General features: G+C 37.8%; 13 protein-coding genes and 2 riboswitches. Of the genes, 12 read left to right on the top strand and 1 reads right to left on the bottom strand.

The window, feature by feature from the left end; translation table 11 throughout:
* Positions 1-200 precede the first annotated feature (200 nt).
* From AC3CH7_RS08275 to AC3CH7_RS08235, 9 genes are all read left to right on the top strand, one after another.
* Positions 201-527: an ArsR/SmtB family transcription factor gene (locus tag AC3CH7_RS08275; RefSeq protein ID WP_012294603.1), complete on the top strand. Its 327-nt coding sequence runs from the start codon at positions 201-203 to the stop codon at positions 525-527.
* A complete protein-coding gene (gene arsB / locus AC3CH7_RS08270) occupies positions 520-1,578 on the top strand; it encodes an ACR3 family arsenite efflux transporter (protein WP_036161760.1) in 1,059 nt (352 codons plus the stop codon). The genes AC3CH7_RS08275 and arsB overlap by 8 nt, the downstream gene beginning before the upstream one ends.
* 12 nt (positions 1,579-1,590) lie before the next feature.
* A complete protein-coding gene (gene arsC / locus AC3CH7_RS08265) occupies positions 1,591-2,007 on the top strand; it encodes an arsenate reductase (thioredoxin) (RefSeq protein WP_036161757.1) in 417 nt (138 codons plus the stop codon).
* A gap of 330 nt (positions 2,008-2,337) precedes the next feature.
* The gene (locus AC3CH7_RS08260; RefSeq protein ID WP_200990356.1) at positions 2,338-3,693 is read left to right on the top strand and encodes an NAD(P)-binding domain-containing protein; all 1,356 of its coding nucleotides are present in this window, start codon (positions 2,338-2,340) and stop codon (positions 3,691-3,693) included.
* Between the two features lie 97 nt (positions 3,694-3,790).
* Entirely contained in the window at positions 3,791-4,033 is a 243-nt protein-coding gene (locus AC3CH7_RS08255; protein WP_289448964.1) for a GNAT family N-acetyltransferase, read from the top strand.
* A 668-nt stretch (positions 4,034-4,701) separates the two neighbouring features.
* The gene (locus AC3CH7_RS08250; protein WP_488381676.1) at positions 4,702-5,769 is read left to right on the top strand and encodes a DUF4085 family protein; all 1,068 of its coding nucleotides are present in this window, start codon (positions 4,702-4,704) and stop codon (positions 5,767-5,769) included.
* Between the two features lie 186 nt (positions 5,770-5,955).
* Positions 5,956-7,011: an ankyrin repeat domain-containing protein gene (locus tag AC3CH7_RS08245; protein ID WP_325881485.1), complete on the top strand. Its 1,056-nt coding sequence runs from the start codon at positions 5,956-5,958 to the stop codon at positions 7,009-7,011.
* A gap of 169 nt (positions 7,012-7,180) precedes the next feature.
* Positions 7,181-7,942 (top strand): alpha/beta fold hydrolase, encoded by a 762-nt coding sequence (locus AC3CH7_RS08240; RefSeq protein WP_207889108.1) that lies wholly within the window; start codon positions 7,181-7,183, stop codon positions 7,940-7,942.
* The gene (locus AC3CH7_RS08235; protein WP_426388675.1) at positions 7,939-8,784 is read left to right on the top strand and encodes a DUF2785 domain-containing protein; all 846 of its coding nucleotides are present in this window, start codon (positions 7,939-7,941) and stop codon (positions 8,782-8,784) included. Before AC3CH7_RS08240 ends, AC3CH7_RS08235 begins: the two co-directional genes overlap by 4 nt.
* 397 nt (positions 8,785-9,181) lie before the next feature.
* Here the strand turns inward: AC3CH7_RS08235 and AC3CH7_RS08230 are convergent, their stop codons facing one another.
* Complete coding sequence (locus AC3CH7_RS08230; RefSeq protein ID WP_080695201.1) at positions 9,182-9,328, bottom strand: YrzI family small protein; 147 nt, start codon at positions 9,326-9,328, stop codon at positions 9,182-9,184.
* A 546-nt stretch (positions 9,329-9,874) separates the two neighbouring features.
* Positions 9,875-10,053: riboswitch (cobalamin riboswitch) on the top strand.
* Between the two features lie 274 nt (positions 10,054-10,327).
* Between AC3CH7_RS08230 and metE the strand changes: the two genes are divergently transcribed.
* The 3 genes from metE to nikB all read left to right on the top strand — a co-directional run bounded on the left by metE (position 10,328) and on the right by nikB (position 15,727).
* Positions 10,328-12,625 (top strand): 5-methyltetrahydropteroyltriglutamate--homocysteine S-methyltransferase, encoded by a 2,298-nt coding sequence (gene metE, locus AC3CH7_RS08225; RefSeq protein ID WP_036163729.1) that lies wholly within the window; start codon positions 10,328-10,330, stop codon positions 12,623-12,625.
* A gap of 120 nt (positions 12,626-12,745) precedes the next feature.
* Positions 12,746-12,938: riboswitch (cobalamin riboswitch) on the top strand.
* Positions 12,939-13,082: 144 nt separating this feature from the next.
* Positions 13,083-14,702, top strand: a complete 1,620-nt coding sequence (gene nikA, locus AC3CH7_RS08220; protein ID WP_289448968.1) for a nickel ABC transporter substrate-binding protein — start codon at positions 13,083-13,085, stop codon at positions 14,700-14,702.
* A gap of 71 nt (positions 14,703-14,773) precedes the next feature.
* On the top strand, positions 14,774-15,727 hold the full coding sequence (nikB, locus tag AC3CH7_RS08215; RefSeq protein ID WP_036161745.1) for a nickel ABC transporter permease: 954 nt from the start codon (positions 14,774-14,776) through the stop codon (positions 15,725-15,727).

The following is a 15,727-nucleotide window of genomic DNA, read 5'->3' as shown; positions in this document are numbered from 1 at the left end:
AGCACAGTAACTAAGAAGCGGTGCTTTGTTTTGTTTACAACACAATAATTTTTAATATCTATAAAAATTTTTATTGCAATTTCCAATCAGTGTACATAATATAAGTGTATAGTTATATAAAAATTTATTCACCTGAATTGGTTAGGTGATTTTATTTAAAATAATATATAAGTAAATAGTTATATAAGGAGTGCAGATACATGGAAAATACACTAATTGAAAAACAATTAAAAGCAGCAGCAGATTTGAATCGCATTAAATTACTTGCATGCATGAAAAATGGGGAGGTATGTGTATGTGATTTTGTGGAGGTGTTAGGAATATCACAACCAGCCGTTAGTCAGCATCTACGAAAATTAAAGGAGGCAGGCATTATTACGGAACGAAAAGTAGGGACTTGGAAACATTACCGTTTAGTAGAGGATCAAACGCCATTGATGAAGGGGATTTTAGAACAAATTCAACCTTTAAACGGGTGCAACTGTGGCACAGATTGTTGCCATATAGGAGGGACTGATCATGCGTAATGAATCTTTAACCAAACAGCTTTCTTTTCTAGATCGTTACCTTACCCTTTGGATATTCGTTGCAATGGGTATCGGTGTCGTATTAAGTATCACCATGCCCAATATCGGCGAAGCATTAGAGGCCATGTCTATTGGTACAACGTCCATACCGATTGCAATAGGGTTAATTGTTATGATGTATCCACCATTAGCGAAAGTAAAATATGAAGAAATGTGGCGCGTGTTTAAGGATTGGAAGGTGCTTTTGCTATCCCTTTTTCAAAACTGGTTACTCGGACCGTTCTTAATGTTCTTTTTAGCCATCATCTTCCTGCATGATTATCCTGAATATATGGCTGGACTCATTATGATTGGCTTAGCTCGCTGTATAGCAATGGTCATTGTATGGAACGATTTAGCCCGTGGAGACCGGGAATACGTCGCTGGACTCGTTGCTTTTAACTCCATCTTTCAAATCGTGACATATTCTATTTTTGCTTATTTTTTCTTAAATGTATTGCCTGGTTGGTTTGGTTTAGAGAATTTCCATGTATCCATTTCTATGTGGGAGATTACTAAGAGTGTACTTATTTACTTAGGTATCCCGTTTGCTGCAGGGTTCCTCACACGATGGATAGGGATTAAAACAAAAGGGAAACAGTGGTATGAAGAAAAGTTCTTGCCAAAGATTTCACCACTTACTTTAATTGCACTGTTATTTACGATTATGATGATGTTTGCTTTAAAGGGTGAGCAATTAGTAGAACTGCCACTTGATGTAGTGCGAATTGCTATTCCATTATTTATTTACTTTGTGGTGATGTTTGCTGTGTCATTCTTCTCTTCTCGTAAAGCAGGTGCTTCTTATCCTGTCACAGCAGCTCTTTCTTTTACAGCTGCAAGTAACAACTTCGAGCTAGCGATCGCCGTGGCAGTTGGCGTGTTTGGCCTTCACAGTGGCGTGGCATTTGCTGCTGTTATTGGTCCACTTGTAGAAGTACCTGTTCTCATCGGACTTGTATGGGTTGCCTTACGTTGGCAGAAAAAATACTTTAAAACCGTTGAATTGTAAGGAGCAATTTTTATGACAAATACACTTTATTTCTTATGTACGGGGAACTCATGCCGAAGTCAAATGGCTGAAGGATGGGCAAAAAAATTACTCCCTACTAATTGGACTGTAGAAAGTGCTGGGATCGAAGCACATGGCGTAAATCCGAAGGCCATTAAAGCGATGGCAGAGGTAGGGGTTGATATTTCGGATCACACATCAGATTTAATTGATTTTGAGACATTAAACAATGCCACATTAGTTGTTACGTTATGCGGTGATGCCGCTGATAAATGCCCAATGACTCCACCGCACGTACGTCGTGAGCATTGGGGATTTGAAGATCCAGCGAAAGCGACAGGAACAGATGAAGAGAAATGGACTGTATTCCAAAATGTACGTGATGCAATCGGCAAACGCATTGAGCAATTTGTAGCTGATGAGCTGTAATTGAATGGAGGATTAAAAATGACAGTGATTCATGCTAGCGTATGAACTCTAGACTATTTTATCGCTTATTTAATAGTTATTATGAATAGTAGAGAGCACACATTGAGTCAGGCCAAAGAGTTCGCTTTTGATTTTTTTGAAGAAGCCTTGGATTGTTACGGCGCTTCGACATGGTTGCAATTTAAAAGTGCTGTAAAAGAAATTGATAAACGATATGTGAAATGTGTTAATTACACATGCAAAGTTTAAACGTCTAGCTAACTGCTAGACGTAAAAAATATATTATATATAAGAGAATGCTTATATAAAGAAAAAGAGGAGAAGGTAATAATGAAAACACTAAATATAATCAACCAAAATGGCTCTTGTTGTACTACTACAAAGGATATTGAAGTACAGAAGAGTGTTAATAAATCCAACAAGAATTTACCGATTGTCATAATTGGCGCAGGTCCTATTGGATTAGCTGCAGCTGCTCATTTAGTGGAACAAAAGCAAGCATTTATTTTACTTGAGGCTGGGCGTGAAATAGCACACAATATTCGTACCTGGGGGCATGTTACACTATTTTCACCATGGCGATATAATATTAATAAAGCAGCTAAAGCTTTATTAGATGACTCCGGATGGGTAGCACCTAATTTAGATACGTTACCGACAGGACATGAATTAATTGATCTTTATTTAAAGCCTTTTTCTGAGCTAGTACAAATGAAGCCGAACATTCAGTTGAACGCAAAAGTAGTAGGGATTTCACGACAGTTGAATGATAAGATGAAGACAAAAAATCGAGTTGAACAGCCCTTTACTATTTATATTGAACAAGAGAATGACATCCGTATGATTGAGGCGAGAGCAGTTATTGATGCAACGGGTACATGGGGAAATCCCAACCCAGCAAATTCTACAGGTGTATGGCTACAAAGTGAAAAGGCATTAGCCAATCACATTGAATATGGTATCCCAGACATTGCTACGAATACTAAGAGATATGCCAATAAGAAGATTGCAGTTATTGGAGGTGGTCATTCAGCTATTAATACATTATTGGCGCTTTCGGAATTACAAACAGAGAATCCTGCAACCAAGCTAGTGTGGATTATGCGTAAAAAGTCTGTAGAAGAAGCCTATGGTGGCGAAGAAAAAGATGCATTAGCAGCCCGTGGCACACTTGGTATTCGCATTCATGAATTAGTGGATACAGGTAAGATTGAAGTAATAACACCTTTCTATATCTCACAGGTGAAGAAAGTTGAGAACATCCATATTGTTGGTGCAATGAACGGAGAACAAAAAGTATTAACAGGATTTGAAGAGCTTATTGTCAATGCAGGAAGTAGACCAGACCTTTCAATTAACAGTGAATTACGGCTTTCCATTGATTCAGCAACTGAAAGTGCGCATTCCTTAGCACCATTAATTGATCCAAATGTGCATAGTTGTGGCACAGTAAGAGCACATGGAGAAGAAATTCTACGCCAACCAGAAAAGGACTTCTATATAGTCGGAGCTAAAAGCTATGGACGTGCACCAACTTTTTTAATGGCAGCAGGCTACGAACAAGTTCGTTCCATAACAGCTTTTTTATCAGATGATGAAGAAGCTTCAAAACGTGTGGAATTGGAGTTACCTGAAACCGGTGTATGTGGAATAAATCTTGCCGGTCCATCAAATTCATGTTGTTAATGATTCCGACTGTTAGCGAAAGCTAGCAGTCCTTTTAAAATAATAAGGAGGGAATTAGGATGGACACACTCATTATTCGTAAAATGGAAAAGAAGGATTGAAAGAGGAATTACAGATTGATAAAGAAGGAATCGAAACAGGGTTGGCAACCTTTAAAATAATTGTGCCAAGTGAACAGGTAAGGGATGAAAGACAACATGCAACATTGCGTTTTGTTGCAGAAGAAGACAATAGGGTAGAGGGTTGGATTGGCATTTCCCCTGTCTCTACACGGTCGTCTTCGATGCAACATGAAAAGATAAATCGAGGAATGACGTTTATAGAATTAGGATTTCCCTAACATTGTAATGCCGCATTAACTACATCAAGTTGTATGTGTAAAAAATCGCTTGAAAAGTGCAAAATATCTCCTGAAGCAACCTGTCCTAGATTAGAAAGGGTTAGCTTTATAGATGATTATAAAAGTAAATAGCTATTCGCTACAGTGTTATATAACCCTTATCAAACTATATGGAGAAAATAATTAAAATGTGTCTTATGCTTAAAGAAGTACTTGTGTAGAAACTTTCTTAAATATAGAGCTGGGTATAGAAATAAAATTACATACAACTACGAGCTTTTAAATGGCGGAAAATTTGGTATTATTTTGGTTTGGTGGTCTGTTTTTTTGAAATGAGGAGATATTATTTTTTAATGGGTATGGGCGTGATTATTTCAATAGCTGCCGTGATGGCTTGTGGCAAAAATAAATAATGTTTTAAGAAATAGTACTAAATTCACTACATATTCATTTTAGATAAATTTCCAAAACCAAATTTTGAAATCAATGAAATATTCTTTAAACAGCTATTTATGCAATACATAAACAGGTCTACTATAAGTACTTTTCAAGAGTATGCTGAGTGTGTACTCAGCATAGAAACCTGTATATTAGACACTTTAAAACTACATTTTTTTATCGTTCATATACTTTAAATAACAGGCATTACAGCTAAAAGGAGTGGGATGATGTTTTTCTTAACATGTGAACGTCAGGAAGTATTCAACGCAGCACAAACATATCCATTTGAAGAGGAGTTCGATGGCGAATTTGAAGATCATTTATACGAGTATTTAACTGCGTATATAGATGTCTTACCACAAAAGTTTCAATCCGGAATGATTGAACGAACTCTATTTGGAAATGATACTTTAATGAAAGAGTTTCAAGAGTGGTGCAATGTGACAATGGAGCAGTTCATAACTATGAGTAATGCTATTTATGAAGAGCGTGAAGCAATTGTGGAAAGCTTTCATTCGTCTGCAAAAACTGTTTTTTCACAATCATTGCACGATGGAGAAATTTTGAATGCTGAGCAACAAGGAAATAATTTTATGCTTTTATTAGATATGAGTAACGGGTTTACAGTCGAGTCAATGGTCCAATTAGTTTTTCATGATGCCCATATAGAGGGTTATCTTGAAGGCTATTACGTGTATGACGAACTAATAAAGTTTGAAGGTAGATATGCCTTACGAGTTTTATCTAGCTTTGGTAGCCCTTATGCTGAATGTACGATTTTCTTCAAAGATGTGACAGCAAAATACTTGTATCGTCCTGCAGTTTATATTGAACCAGGAGGAGTCGCTACGTGGGATGATTATGTTATTGCACTAAACCTAGATGATAAACATTATATTGTAAAAGATACGCATTTTGTAGAGATTAATATGGCTAATATTTCGCAATCGGATAATGGGATTTTTGCTGGAGGAGTATTACTAGGTGATACTTTTGAGGAGGCAAGAGAGCGGATTTATTGTGCTACTTATGAAGATCCATATGCTCATTTTAGTGAGCCTATACCGGCTGATGAGCTGTTATCTGCTATGTTTGATTTAGACCAAAATATACGTGTGCGTGCCTTCAACACAATCTTTGCATTAGGAAAGGATGCCGCATATATCGCTAATGATGTGCTTCGTAAAGTCGATATAAACACAGATGAAAATATGTATTTTAATATTATTGCCAACCATTTCAATCAACTCGGTTGTTTAGAGGAGGATGTAAAACTGAAATGGCATAGTGAATAAGAAGAGTGCTGTTCAAAACGTTCAGTGATTGAACAGCCTTTTTTAGTATTATGGATAGTTGACACAACCAATCCCTCCTCCATGCCAAAAAAGAAATTAAAACATGGTAAAATATAGAATGGTATATAGTGAGTAAATGACGTGATGAATTGTATTCAAAAATCTAATGTGAGGAGGAAAATACATATGGCGAGGAAGAGAAAAACGTTACCGAAAAATTTTAGTGAACTAATTGAAGCAGGTGATATTGCGGCATTACAAGCGGTATTTACCAAATGCGAGCTAGATGCATATGGCGGTTATAGTAAAACAACAGCCTTAAGCTTTTTCGATGTACCGGATGAATTGGTTCGCTGGCTGGCGGAACAGGGAGCAAATATAAATGCGAGAGACAATTACAAAAGAACAGCTTTACATAATCAGGCAATAAATTGGCGGGGGAATATTGAATTGCTTCTTGAGTTAGATGCGGATATAGAAGCCTTGGATTATCAAAATGAAACACCTTTATTTGCTGCGGCTGCTTTTTTTAAACCAAATGCGGTGCGCACATTGGTTTCTAAAGGAGCAAATATAAGAGCGGTAAATATGTTGAATGAGACGCCTTTGGACAAAGCTTTAGCAGTATGTAGAAATATAAATATTGTTGATCTAGTGGAAGTTTCTGAGATTTTTTTGAGCGCAGGTATAGTTGTAACGCCGGAAATGAAAAATTCTATCAAGCGAATTGGAAAAGACTTTGAATTCCATAGAGAAGGTTTTAATAAAGAATATTTGAAAGAAACGGATGAGGCACTTTCCCGTCTTTATGAGCTATTTGATGTTTCACCTGTAGAGAAGCGAAAAACGCATGATGGTAAGTCTAAAATAACAGTATGTACAAAGGGCTGGCAGGCACAACATAATGAACTTTGGGATTTACTAATTGCTTCGCAAGGACATGCCCAAACTGTACAAGGAGAGGTTATTCGTATTACTGGTAAAGTCTCATACGAAATTTTACATAATGGCGGCATCAACTGGGATAATGATTTTCGTAAAATGCTCAAAAGTTTGAACCATTACATTAGCTTAGGTACACCATTACATCCCGCTGCACTTCAGGAATCTATCACTTTAGCGAAAGAACTTTACAAAGGTGATGGAGATAAGGAGCCTGCGAGACTATGCGAGTTAGCAGTGCAATGGGTACTTAGCAATCCAAATCCAATTATTTTAGAACAGCCCGAATATAAGCGCTAACATATTTAAAGAATCCAATAACCATTTTTATAAACAATACTATCCCCTTTTTCTAAGCACTTAACGGCAATGAAGGGCTTTGGAAAATTACCCCTTAGTTGCATAAACGGACCTTTTTTATATTGTAGAAATAATAATGTAAAGCTTATAATTTAATTAGGTGATTAAAATGACGATACGACATAAAAAGATAATCAATTTCTATAATAGGCGTATACGGTTCAATAAATATCGTAAAAATACACCCAGCGTAATCTTTATTGCCGGGTTAGGCGATAGCCATGAAACATGGAAAAAGGTCCAAGATCGAATATCGGAAGAAACGTCCACCTTGTCCTATGACAGGGCGGGTATTGGCAGGAGTCAAGACGTAGCTGTTCCGCGAACTTGCTGTGATCTTGTTGAGGAGCTCTCCGAATTGGTACAAGCGCTTGATGTGGAGAAGCCTTATATATTAGTAGGCCATTCCTTTGGTGGATTGGTCGCCAGATTGTATACCAGTCTTTATCCGCTGGACATCTGTGGTATGGTTTTGGTTGACGCTGCACCGGAATATAAAGAACTTGCCTATGAAAAGGTTCTACCAGAAAATCTACTTGCAGGAAATAGGGAATATTTCGAGAACCCTATGTTAAATAGTGAGAAAATTGATAAAATACAGAGTTATAAGCAAATCGTTGATTATTCAAACCAAAGTGATATCCCTCTCTCAATTATTACAAGAGGTTTACCCGATACTAATGAAAATGAAGGTGGATGGCCCTCACAAGAAATATTAGGAATTGAACAAAGTCTACAAGCAGAATTCCAATGGCTGTCAACGTCTAGTAAGTTCCGGATTGCTAGTCGTAGTGGACATTATATACATCATGATGAGCCTGATATTGTAATAGAAGAGATTATATTCATGTTAAAGGAGATGGGAAAATGAGCGACATAAGGTTTAAACTTATGGAGGATTTACAAAGAATTGAGGAGAATGCGTATCAGTTAGGCGAAGGTGAGCAGCATCAAGATTTCTTACCTTTGTTACTTCAATATATCGGTGATCCTCAGCCAGAATTGCGGGATAACTTGATTTATCCGATGTTTTATATGTGGATTAAGGAAGAGAATAGGTTCAGTGAAGAGGAGTTGCGTAGTCTCTTAACTGTTCTGACGGATGAGAACCATTTGTTCTATAAAATTGGCAGTGAGGAGGATCAGTCAGTTTTTACAAGGACGTTTTCTGCCTTGCCTATCGCTTTGATTATACAACGCCACAGACAGAATCCATTTTTAACTCAAGAAGAAATTGAGCAATTAATGCGAGACATGCTCCGTTATTACAAGGAGGAGAAGGATCTGCGGGGTTACCTTTCAGTAGGAGGCTGGGCTCACAGCGCGTCTCACGGTGCAGATGTTTTTGTTGAGCTGGTGCAGTGCGAGGAGAGCAGCGTTGCAATGCTACGTGAGGTGCTTGTCGCTATATCTAGCATGCTCCATAATGGAATACATATTTTTAGTGATGAGGATGATGAGCGGTTGGTCAATATCGTGGATACAATGATTGACAAAGAATTACTTCCACATCAAGAAATTGCTGATTGGATTAGCTGCTTAGCGCAATGCTGCAATTTGCCGAGAAGTCGCAGTCAGGTGATTGCTCGCGTGAACAGCAAGAATTTTTTACGCAGTCTCTATTTCAGAAGGGGACAAGATAGCCGAGGAAATGAGCTTAATACTGCCATACTTGGCACTGAGGCAAAATTAAACAGGTTTTCTATCAGTTAAAGGATTAAGGGGTTGTCCTAATCCTTGGATTTGGCTGAGAAGCGCTGTTTTTTGTTACATGGATGGCTAATGGAGTAGAATAATTGAATTAGGCTAAATTGCTACATTCAATTTTAGTATCGAGGAATTACGCTTTGTAGAATTAGAATTTTTCGAACATTGTAATGCCGCATTTTCTTAAACTACAACAAGTGGTATGTGTAAAAAATCGCTTGAAAAGTGCAAAACATATCCTGAAGCAACCCGTCCTAGATTAGAACGGGTTAGCTTTACAGGGATTATAAAATATTACTTCATCTGGTGGTTGTGTCTTTCTCCAGCCATAAAACTGCATATCGTCTTTTGATCATATAAATCATTTCTATTCCCACCTTTCCTGTTTTTTAAAATTACAACATTAATATTGACGAATACGAATATAATTTTCTACTTTTCTTCTGTTCTCTTCAAAGATTTTTTTCGCATTTTCATGTTGAAGTGCTTTTTCAATAGAAATCTCACGTTTTGTAATAGTTATCGTAAGAGCAAAAATGTTTAACATCATTTATTATCACCTCCTTAAATTACCATGAGGAATGAAAAAAACCGCAGAGAGACTCCTCTACGGTGAAAAAAGACACAAAAATACCGCAGGGGCACACTTCTCCCTGCGGTATGGGTATACTTAATTACAAAAAACTTAAGCGATCCATTCCGATCTGGTCGAATGTGTGATTTTCATTTTTACTGAAGTTGTAACTACCAATGACATTAATTTAGCGATAACGAACATTTCATTCGACCTCCTTAAGAATTTTTTACTTTGTAAGTATATCATTTTTTAAGTTGTTTGTAAACAACTTTTACTAAGAATTCCTGATTGTGTAAAAGTCTAGAAAAATTCTTTGCTGCTTTACATTGTTAGTTATCTGATTTTTTGGGGTAGCGAATAGTAGAAATAGTAGTCTTAAAGCCAACAAACATCATTAAGGCATTATCACTAAGGGTAAGGGTCAAGTTGTTGACAATTAAAAACAAAGTAAATAGATAAATTTTTATATAAAAACAATTTCTACTATTCTGAAATATATGGTATAGTAGGGGTATAACTGAATATAGTGTAAGAAATGGTGCCAGATGAAAGTTTGGCTTAAAAGGGAAGTCGGTGCAAATCCGACGCTGTCCCGCAACTGTAATTCGGAGCAAATCACAAATGCCACTGGGAAACTGGGAAGGCTGTGAGACGTGTTGATGAGAAGCCAGGAGACCTGCCAATTTCTAGTACACACCAAATACCTACGTGGAAATAGGTGGTGAATAGTGACCAATAGGCACTGTGCGAAAACAGATGATGTATACGGAAGTTCTTTTTTTTTCGTATTGTTTTTGTATTAATAATTTTACTATGCAGCCATTTTCCAAAAAGGAGAATGGCTTTTTATCATGCTAATATTGCAAAGTGAAGCCCACTGGTTTTCATATAGGGCAACGAAACTAGCATGTGGATAACCAAATTTGTAGAGCAAGCTAGAAGTAAATTTTTTTGATGAAAGGGAGATGAAAGATGACTTATACTAGTACACTCATTGGCTACCCATATATCGGAGATGATCGCGAATGGAAGAAGGCATTAGAAGCATTTTGGCGTCAAGAACTAACGGAAGAGGATTTTCAGGCTACACTAAAAAGTATTCGTTTATCAAGAATTGAAAAGCAGCTACAACTCGGCATAGATGTGGTGACAGTAGGAGATTTCACATTGTACGATAGAATGTTGGATACTGCCTTAATGTTCGGCTTAGTACCGAAGCGCTTTAACTGGCAAGGTGGAAGGGTAGATTTACATACCTACTACAGTGTAGCGAGAGGAAATCATTCAGCAGTAGCTAGTGAAATGACCAAATGGTTTAATACCAACTATCACTACATTGTTCCTGAGTATGAAGGACAACCGTTGCAGCTAACAGAAAATAAGGTATTAGCAGACTTTTTAGAGGCAAAGGAAGCGTTCGGTATTATGGCGAAGCCGACACTTATTGGCCCCTATACATTTTATAAGCTCACTAAGGGCTACAATAAATTAACGCAGGTCGAATACTTATTAGCCTTAATACCTCTCTATGCCCAGATTATTCAAGAATTAGTAGATGCAGGTGCCGAATGGATTCAAATAGAGGAGCCTTCTTTAGTGACGACACTTGACTCAGCAGAACTGAAGCTAGTTCAAGAAATCTATGCTCAATTGATGATGACAGTTCCAGCAGCAAAACTAATGCTACAAACATACTTTGAAGCATTATGCTCCTATGAAACATTAATTACACTGCCTGTACAAGGATTTGGCTTAGATTTTGTACATGGCTATAAAGGGAATATGGAGTCACTTCGACAATATGGTTTCCCTCCAGATAAAGTTTTAGCCATTGGGGTGGTCAATGGTCGTGATATATGGCGTTCAAACCTAGCGGAAGCGAATGCCATGATTCAAGCAATTGAAAAACTAAGTGATGCTAAGGAATTGTGGATTCAACCTTCAAGTAACCTGCAACATGTACCAATATCTACTTCATTTGAAAAGAAGTTGGACCCTGTTCTCAAACAAGCACTGGCGTTTGCCGATGAAAAAATCGAAGAGATTACTGAGCTAACTAAATATAGAAAGGGTCAAAACGGAACTCGACGTCATAATTTCTCAGAAAGTATGAAAGCCATTGAAGCACTAAAAAATCATCCGATTCGTCAAAATAAGATGATCCAGCAAGCCGTTCAATCCGTCTCCACAAAGGATTTTGAGCGACATAGTGATTTTAGTCAACGTCAAAAATTACAGCAGCAGGCGTTAGCCTTACCACTATTCCCTACAACAACAATCGGTAGCTTTCCTCAATCTGATGAGGTGAAGAGAAATCGGAATGCTTGGCGAAAGAAACAAATATCGAATACAGACTATGAAGCATTTATTGAACTGGAAACAAAGCGCTGGATTCACTTGCAGGAGGATATGGATATAGATGTACTGGTTCATGGAGAATTTGAACGGACAGACATGGTCGAGTATTTCGGTGAAAAACTGACGGGCTTTGCCTTTACTGAAAAAGCATGGGTGGTTTCGTATGGTTCTCGCTGTGTGAAGCCTCCGATTATTTATGGAGATGTTGAATGGACTTCATCCATTACCGTGAAAGAGTCAGCGTATGCCCAAAGCTTAACGAAGCGCTTTGTCAAAGGGATGCTGACAGGGCCAGTGACCATTTTAAATTGGTCCTTTGTACGTGATGATATTTCTCGGAAAGATGTGGCCTATCAAATTGCTTTAGCACTTTGTAAGGAAGTGAAAGCACTAGAAACGGCAGGTATCTCCATTATTCAAGTGGATGAACCAGCACTAAGAGAAGGGCTACCTCTTCGTAAAGAAAATTGGGGGGCTTACCTAGACTGGGCAATCAATGCCTTCAAACTTGCTACCTCGAGTGTAAAAGATACAACACAAATTCATACACATATGTGTTACTGCGAATTTAACGATTTCATAGAACCCATTAGTGCGCTAGATGCTGATGTGATTTCTATTGAAACATCACGAAGCCATGGAGAGCTTATTTCTTCACTTCAAGTGCATCCTTATACAAAAGGGATTGGATTAGGTGTATACGATATTCATAGTCCACGTGTGCCGAGTGAGGGAGAAATGTTAGCCATCATGAGAGATAGTTTACAAGTTTTAGACAAACATCAATTTTGGATTAATCCGGACTGTGGCTTAAAAACAAGGAAAGAGCCAGAAACAATAGCGGCTTTAGCTAATATGGTGGCTGCTACCAAACTATTGCGTCAGGAGGTGAAGGAATCTATATCGAGATAACGAGAGATAAAAGGAGTTAAGCAAAGATCAGGTTATCTGCCTGGTCTTTTTGTATCTGTTTATTATATTCAGAAAATAAAATTGACGTGAACATTTGAGCATGTTATGTTTATTACTAATTTCAAATATTGCATTACAAGTTTGAATGAAATTATTTTTCGTTCGATTAAAAGGAAAATGGGTGTAAATCCCATGCTGTCCCGCAGCTGTAAATGAGGAGTTTTGTTTCGATGACCACTGAGTTTTTTCTTGGGAAGGTGAAGCAAAATGATGATTCATAAGCCAGAATGCCTGCTTGTAAGAAGATTCATTGATGATCTACGAAAGATAGGGAGATGGATGGTAGCTTACGTATTGTAGGTTTATCTGTCCTTATTCTTGTAGAATAAGGTTTTTTTATGCCTTCTTTCTATTCAATTTGTAGATATGAACAGGGAATAGAGATAGGAGATAAAAAATGAGATGGACGAAGTATTTACTGCCTTACATGCTTGTTTTGACCTTCAGTTTTCTTGCAGGTTGTACAAGCACGGAAAAAGACAAAGGAAACTCAGCATCAACTGAACAGACAGATGAAAAAATGATTACGATTGGTTGGCCATTAGATGTAGGCCCATTAAACCCCCATACATATTTACCAAATCAGATGACTGCTCAAGCAATGGTTTATGAATCTTTAGTGGCGTATAACGATGATGGGACAATTACGCCAAAGCTAGCAGAAAGCTGGGTCATCTCAGAGGATAAAACTGCTTATACGTTCCATTTACGCAAGGATGTTAACTATTCGGATGGGACTGCCTTTAATGCTGATAATGTGATTCGCAATTTTGATGCGGTATTAGCGAATCGTGACATGCATTCTTGGATGGGCATGGTCAACCATATAAAAGAGGTCGTCAAAGTAGATGAATCAACAATACGTTTGCAATTAGACGAACCGTATTACCCTGTGTTAAACGAATTAGCCTTTGTCAGACCATTCCGTTTTTTAGGGGATAATGGCTTCCCAGACGGCGATAAGACAAATGATTCCATTCAATCAGCTATTGGCACAGGGCCATGGGTTTTAACCGACTATAAAAAAGATGAATATGCTTTATTTAGCCGTAATGAACATTATTGGGGAGAAAAGCCTCTCGTAGATAAAATAAAGGTTAAAATCATCCCAAATTCGGAATCCATTTCGTTAGCCTTTGAAAATGAAGAATTAGATGTCATTTATGGGCGAGGGGTTATTAGTTTAGATAACTATACGTATTTAAGAGATAGTGGCAAATATAGAACAGCTACATCTGAGCCACTGTCTACGAAAGCATTACTGTTCAATACACAGTCTGGACCGTTAGCTGAGCTAAAGGTTCGACAAGCAATGCAATATGCTATCAATAAGGAACAAATGGTAGAAAGCATTACACATGGTACAGAAAAAGTGGCTAACACGCTATTTTGGGAAGCAATTCCATATGCCAATATTGATTTAGCCCCCATTATATATAATCCTGAAAAAGCACAGAAATTGCTAGAGGAAGCTGGATGGACGCTACAGAAGGGTGAAAAAATTCGTTCAAAAAATGGTCAACCCCTTACATTAGATTTAATCTATATTGCTACTGATGCCATTCAAAAACCTATGGCAGAGTTAATGCAGGGCGAGCTAGCGAAAATAGGCGTACAGTTAAATATTGAAGGCGCCGATGTGATGGTCGGTCTGCAAAAATTAATGGATGATCAGGTTGATATTAACTTCTGGCGAACTAATGGACCGCCGACTGATCCACATAGCTTTGCAAATGAATCAGCTACACCAAATGCTAGTGGTGTTTATGAAGCAAAATTAGGCTTACCAAATACTCAAGAAATCGATACTAACATACATCAATTATTAGTCGGGACCGATGAAGAAGAACGCGTGCAGCTATACACGGATATTTTAACAATGTTCCACAAACAAGCATTGTTCTATCCAATATCGTATGAAACGAATCAAGTTATTTATCAACCATATATGAAGGATTTTGCACCACGTGCTTCTGAGTATGACATTCCATATGCACAAATGGATAAAGAAAACTAAGTATGAAAGAGAGAGTGTGTCGAACCAGGACAACTCTCTTTTTATCATCGGATGAAATAGGAAGTGACGACATGTACGAATCGACTTGGATGTTTTGTGTAAAAAGAATTCTCACACTTCCATTTGTATTAGTAGGCGTATCTATTCTGACCTTTGTGTTTATTCGTTTCGTACCAGTAGAACCAGCAGAGGTCATTCTTCGACTTGCAAGAATAGCCCCAACACCAGAGGCTATACAAGCTTTACGAGAAGAATTAGGGACAGATAAGCCTTTTATCATGCAATATCTGCTATGGGTAAAAGGCGTTTTACAGCTAGACTTTGGGACATCTTTTGTTAGTAAATTACCCGTTGGTGATGAGCTATTTGCTAAGCTACCCGCTACCATCGAATTAGCTTTAGTAGCATTTATCCTTATTTTAACCTTTAGTATTCCGTTAGGGGTTGTGAGTGCATTATATAAGCATTCCTTTATCGATAAAATCATTCGATTATTTACAGTCCTAAGTGTTTCCATTCCAACATTTTGGTTAGGGTTTATCCTACTTTATCTATTCAGTTTAAAACTTGGGATTTTTCCGACGAATGGAAAAGGTTCAGGAGCACATTTAGTTTTACCAGCTTTCACATTAGCTTTACCTACAATCGGATTGTTCTCACAGTTTATCCGCTCTGCCATCATTGAAGAATACGAGCAGCCCTATGTAAAATATGCACAGCTTAGAGGCTTAAAAAAATCGGTCATTCTCATCCGACACGTGGGGAGGAATGCTGCCATACCGATATCAACTTTGTTAGGGATGACACTCGGAAATTTGCTAGGTGGGGCTGTCATTGTAGAGCAAGTATTTAGTTGGCCTGGACTCGGTAGATATTTAATAGAATCCATAACGAATCGTGATTACCCCGTTGTACAATGCTATGTGTTGGTGATCGCTGTCATCTATGTGCTCGCCAATCTAGGCACAGATGTATTGCATCGTTTATTGGATCCTCATCTGATGATGAAGAATAGGAGAGAGTAA

This window comes from Lysinibacillus sp. F12 (assembly GCF_057773605.1).
The sequence above is the reverse complement of the archived record's forward strand: the minus strand, read 5'-3'. Positions and strand labels throughout refer to the sequence as shown.

Coding starts and splice junctions, on each gene's coding strand:
- AC3CH7_RS08260 (WP_200990356.1), top strand. CDS start 2,338: ATGAAAACACTAAATATAATCAACCAAAATGGCTCTTGTTGTACTACT.
- AC3CH7_RS08240 (WP_207889108.1), top strand. CDS start 7,181: ATGACGATACGACATAAAAAGATAATCAATTTCTATAATAGGCGTATA.
- AC3CH7_RS08230 (WP_080695201.1), bottom strand. CDS start 9,328: ATGATGTTAAACATTTTTGCTCTTACGATAACTATTACAAAACGTGAG.
- metE (WP_036163729.1), top strand. CDS start 10,328: ATGACTTATACTAGTACACTCATTGGCTACCCATATATCGGAGATGAT.
- nikB (WP_036161745.1), top strand. CDS start 14,774: ATGTACGAATCGACTTGGATGTTTTGTGTAAAAAGAATTCTCACACTT.
- AC3CH7_RS08235 (WP_426388675.1), top strand. CDS start 7,939: ATGAGCGACATAAGGTTTAAACTTATGGAGGATTTACAAAGAATTGAG.
- nikA (WP_289448968.1), top strand. CDS start 13,083: ATGAGATGGACGAAGTATTTACTGCCTTACATGCTTGTTTTGACCTTC.
- AC3CH7_RS08245 (WP_325881485.1), top strand. CDS start 5,956: ATGGCGAGGAAGAGAAAAACGTTACCGAAAAATTTTAGTGAACTAATT.
- AC3CH7_RS08275 (WP_012294603.1), top strand. CDS start 201: ATGGAAAATACACTAATTGAAAAACAATTAAAAGCAGCAGCAGATTTG.
- arsC (WP_036161757.1), top strand. CDS start 1,591: ATGACAAATACACTTTATTTCTTATGTACGGGGAACTCATGCCGAAGT.
- arsB (WP_036161760.1), top strand. CDS start 520: ATGCGTAATGAATCTTTAACCAAACAGCTTTCTTTTCTAGATCGTTAC.
- AC3CH7_RS08250 (WP_488381676.1), top strand. CDS start 4,702: ATGTTTTTCTTAACATGTGAACGTCAGGAAGTATTCAACGCAGCACAA.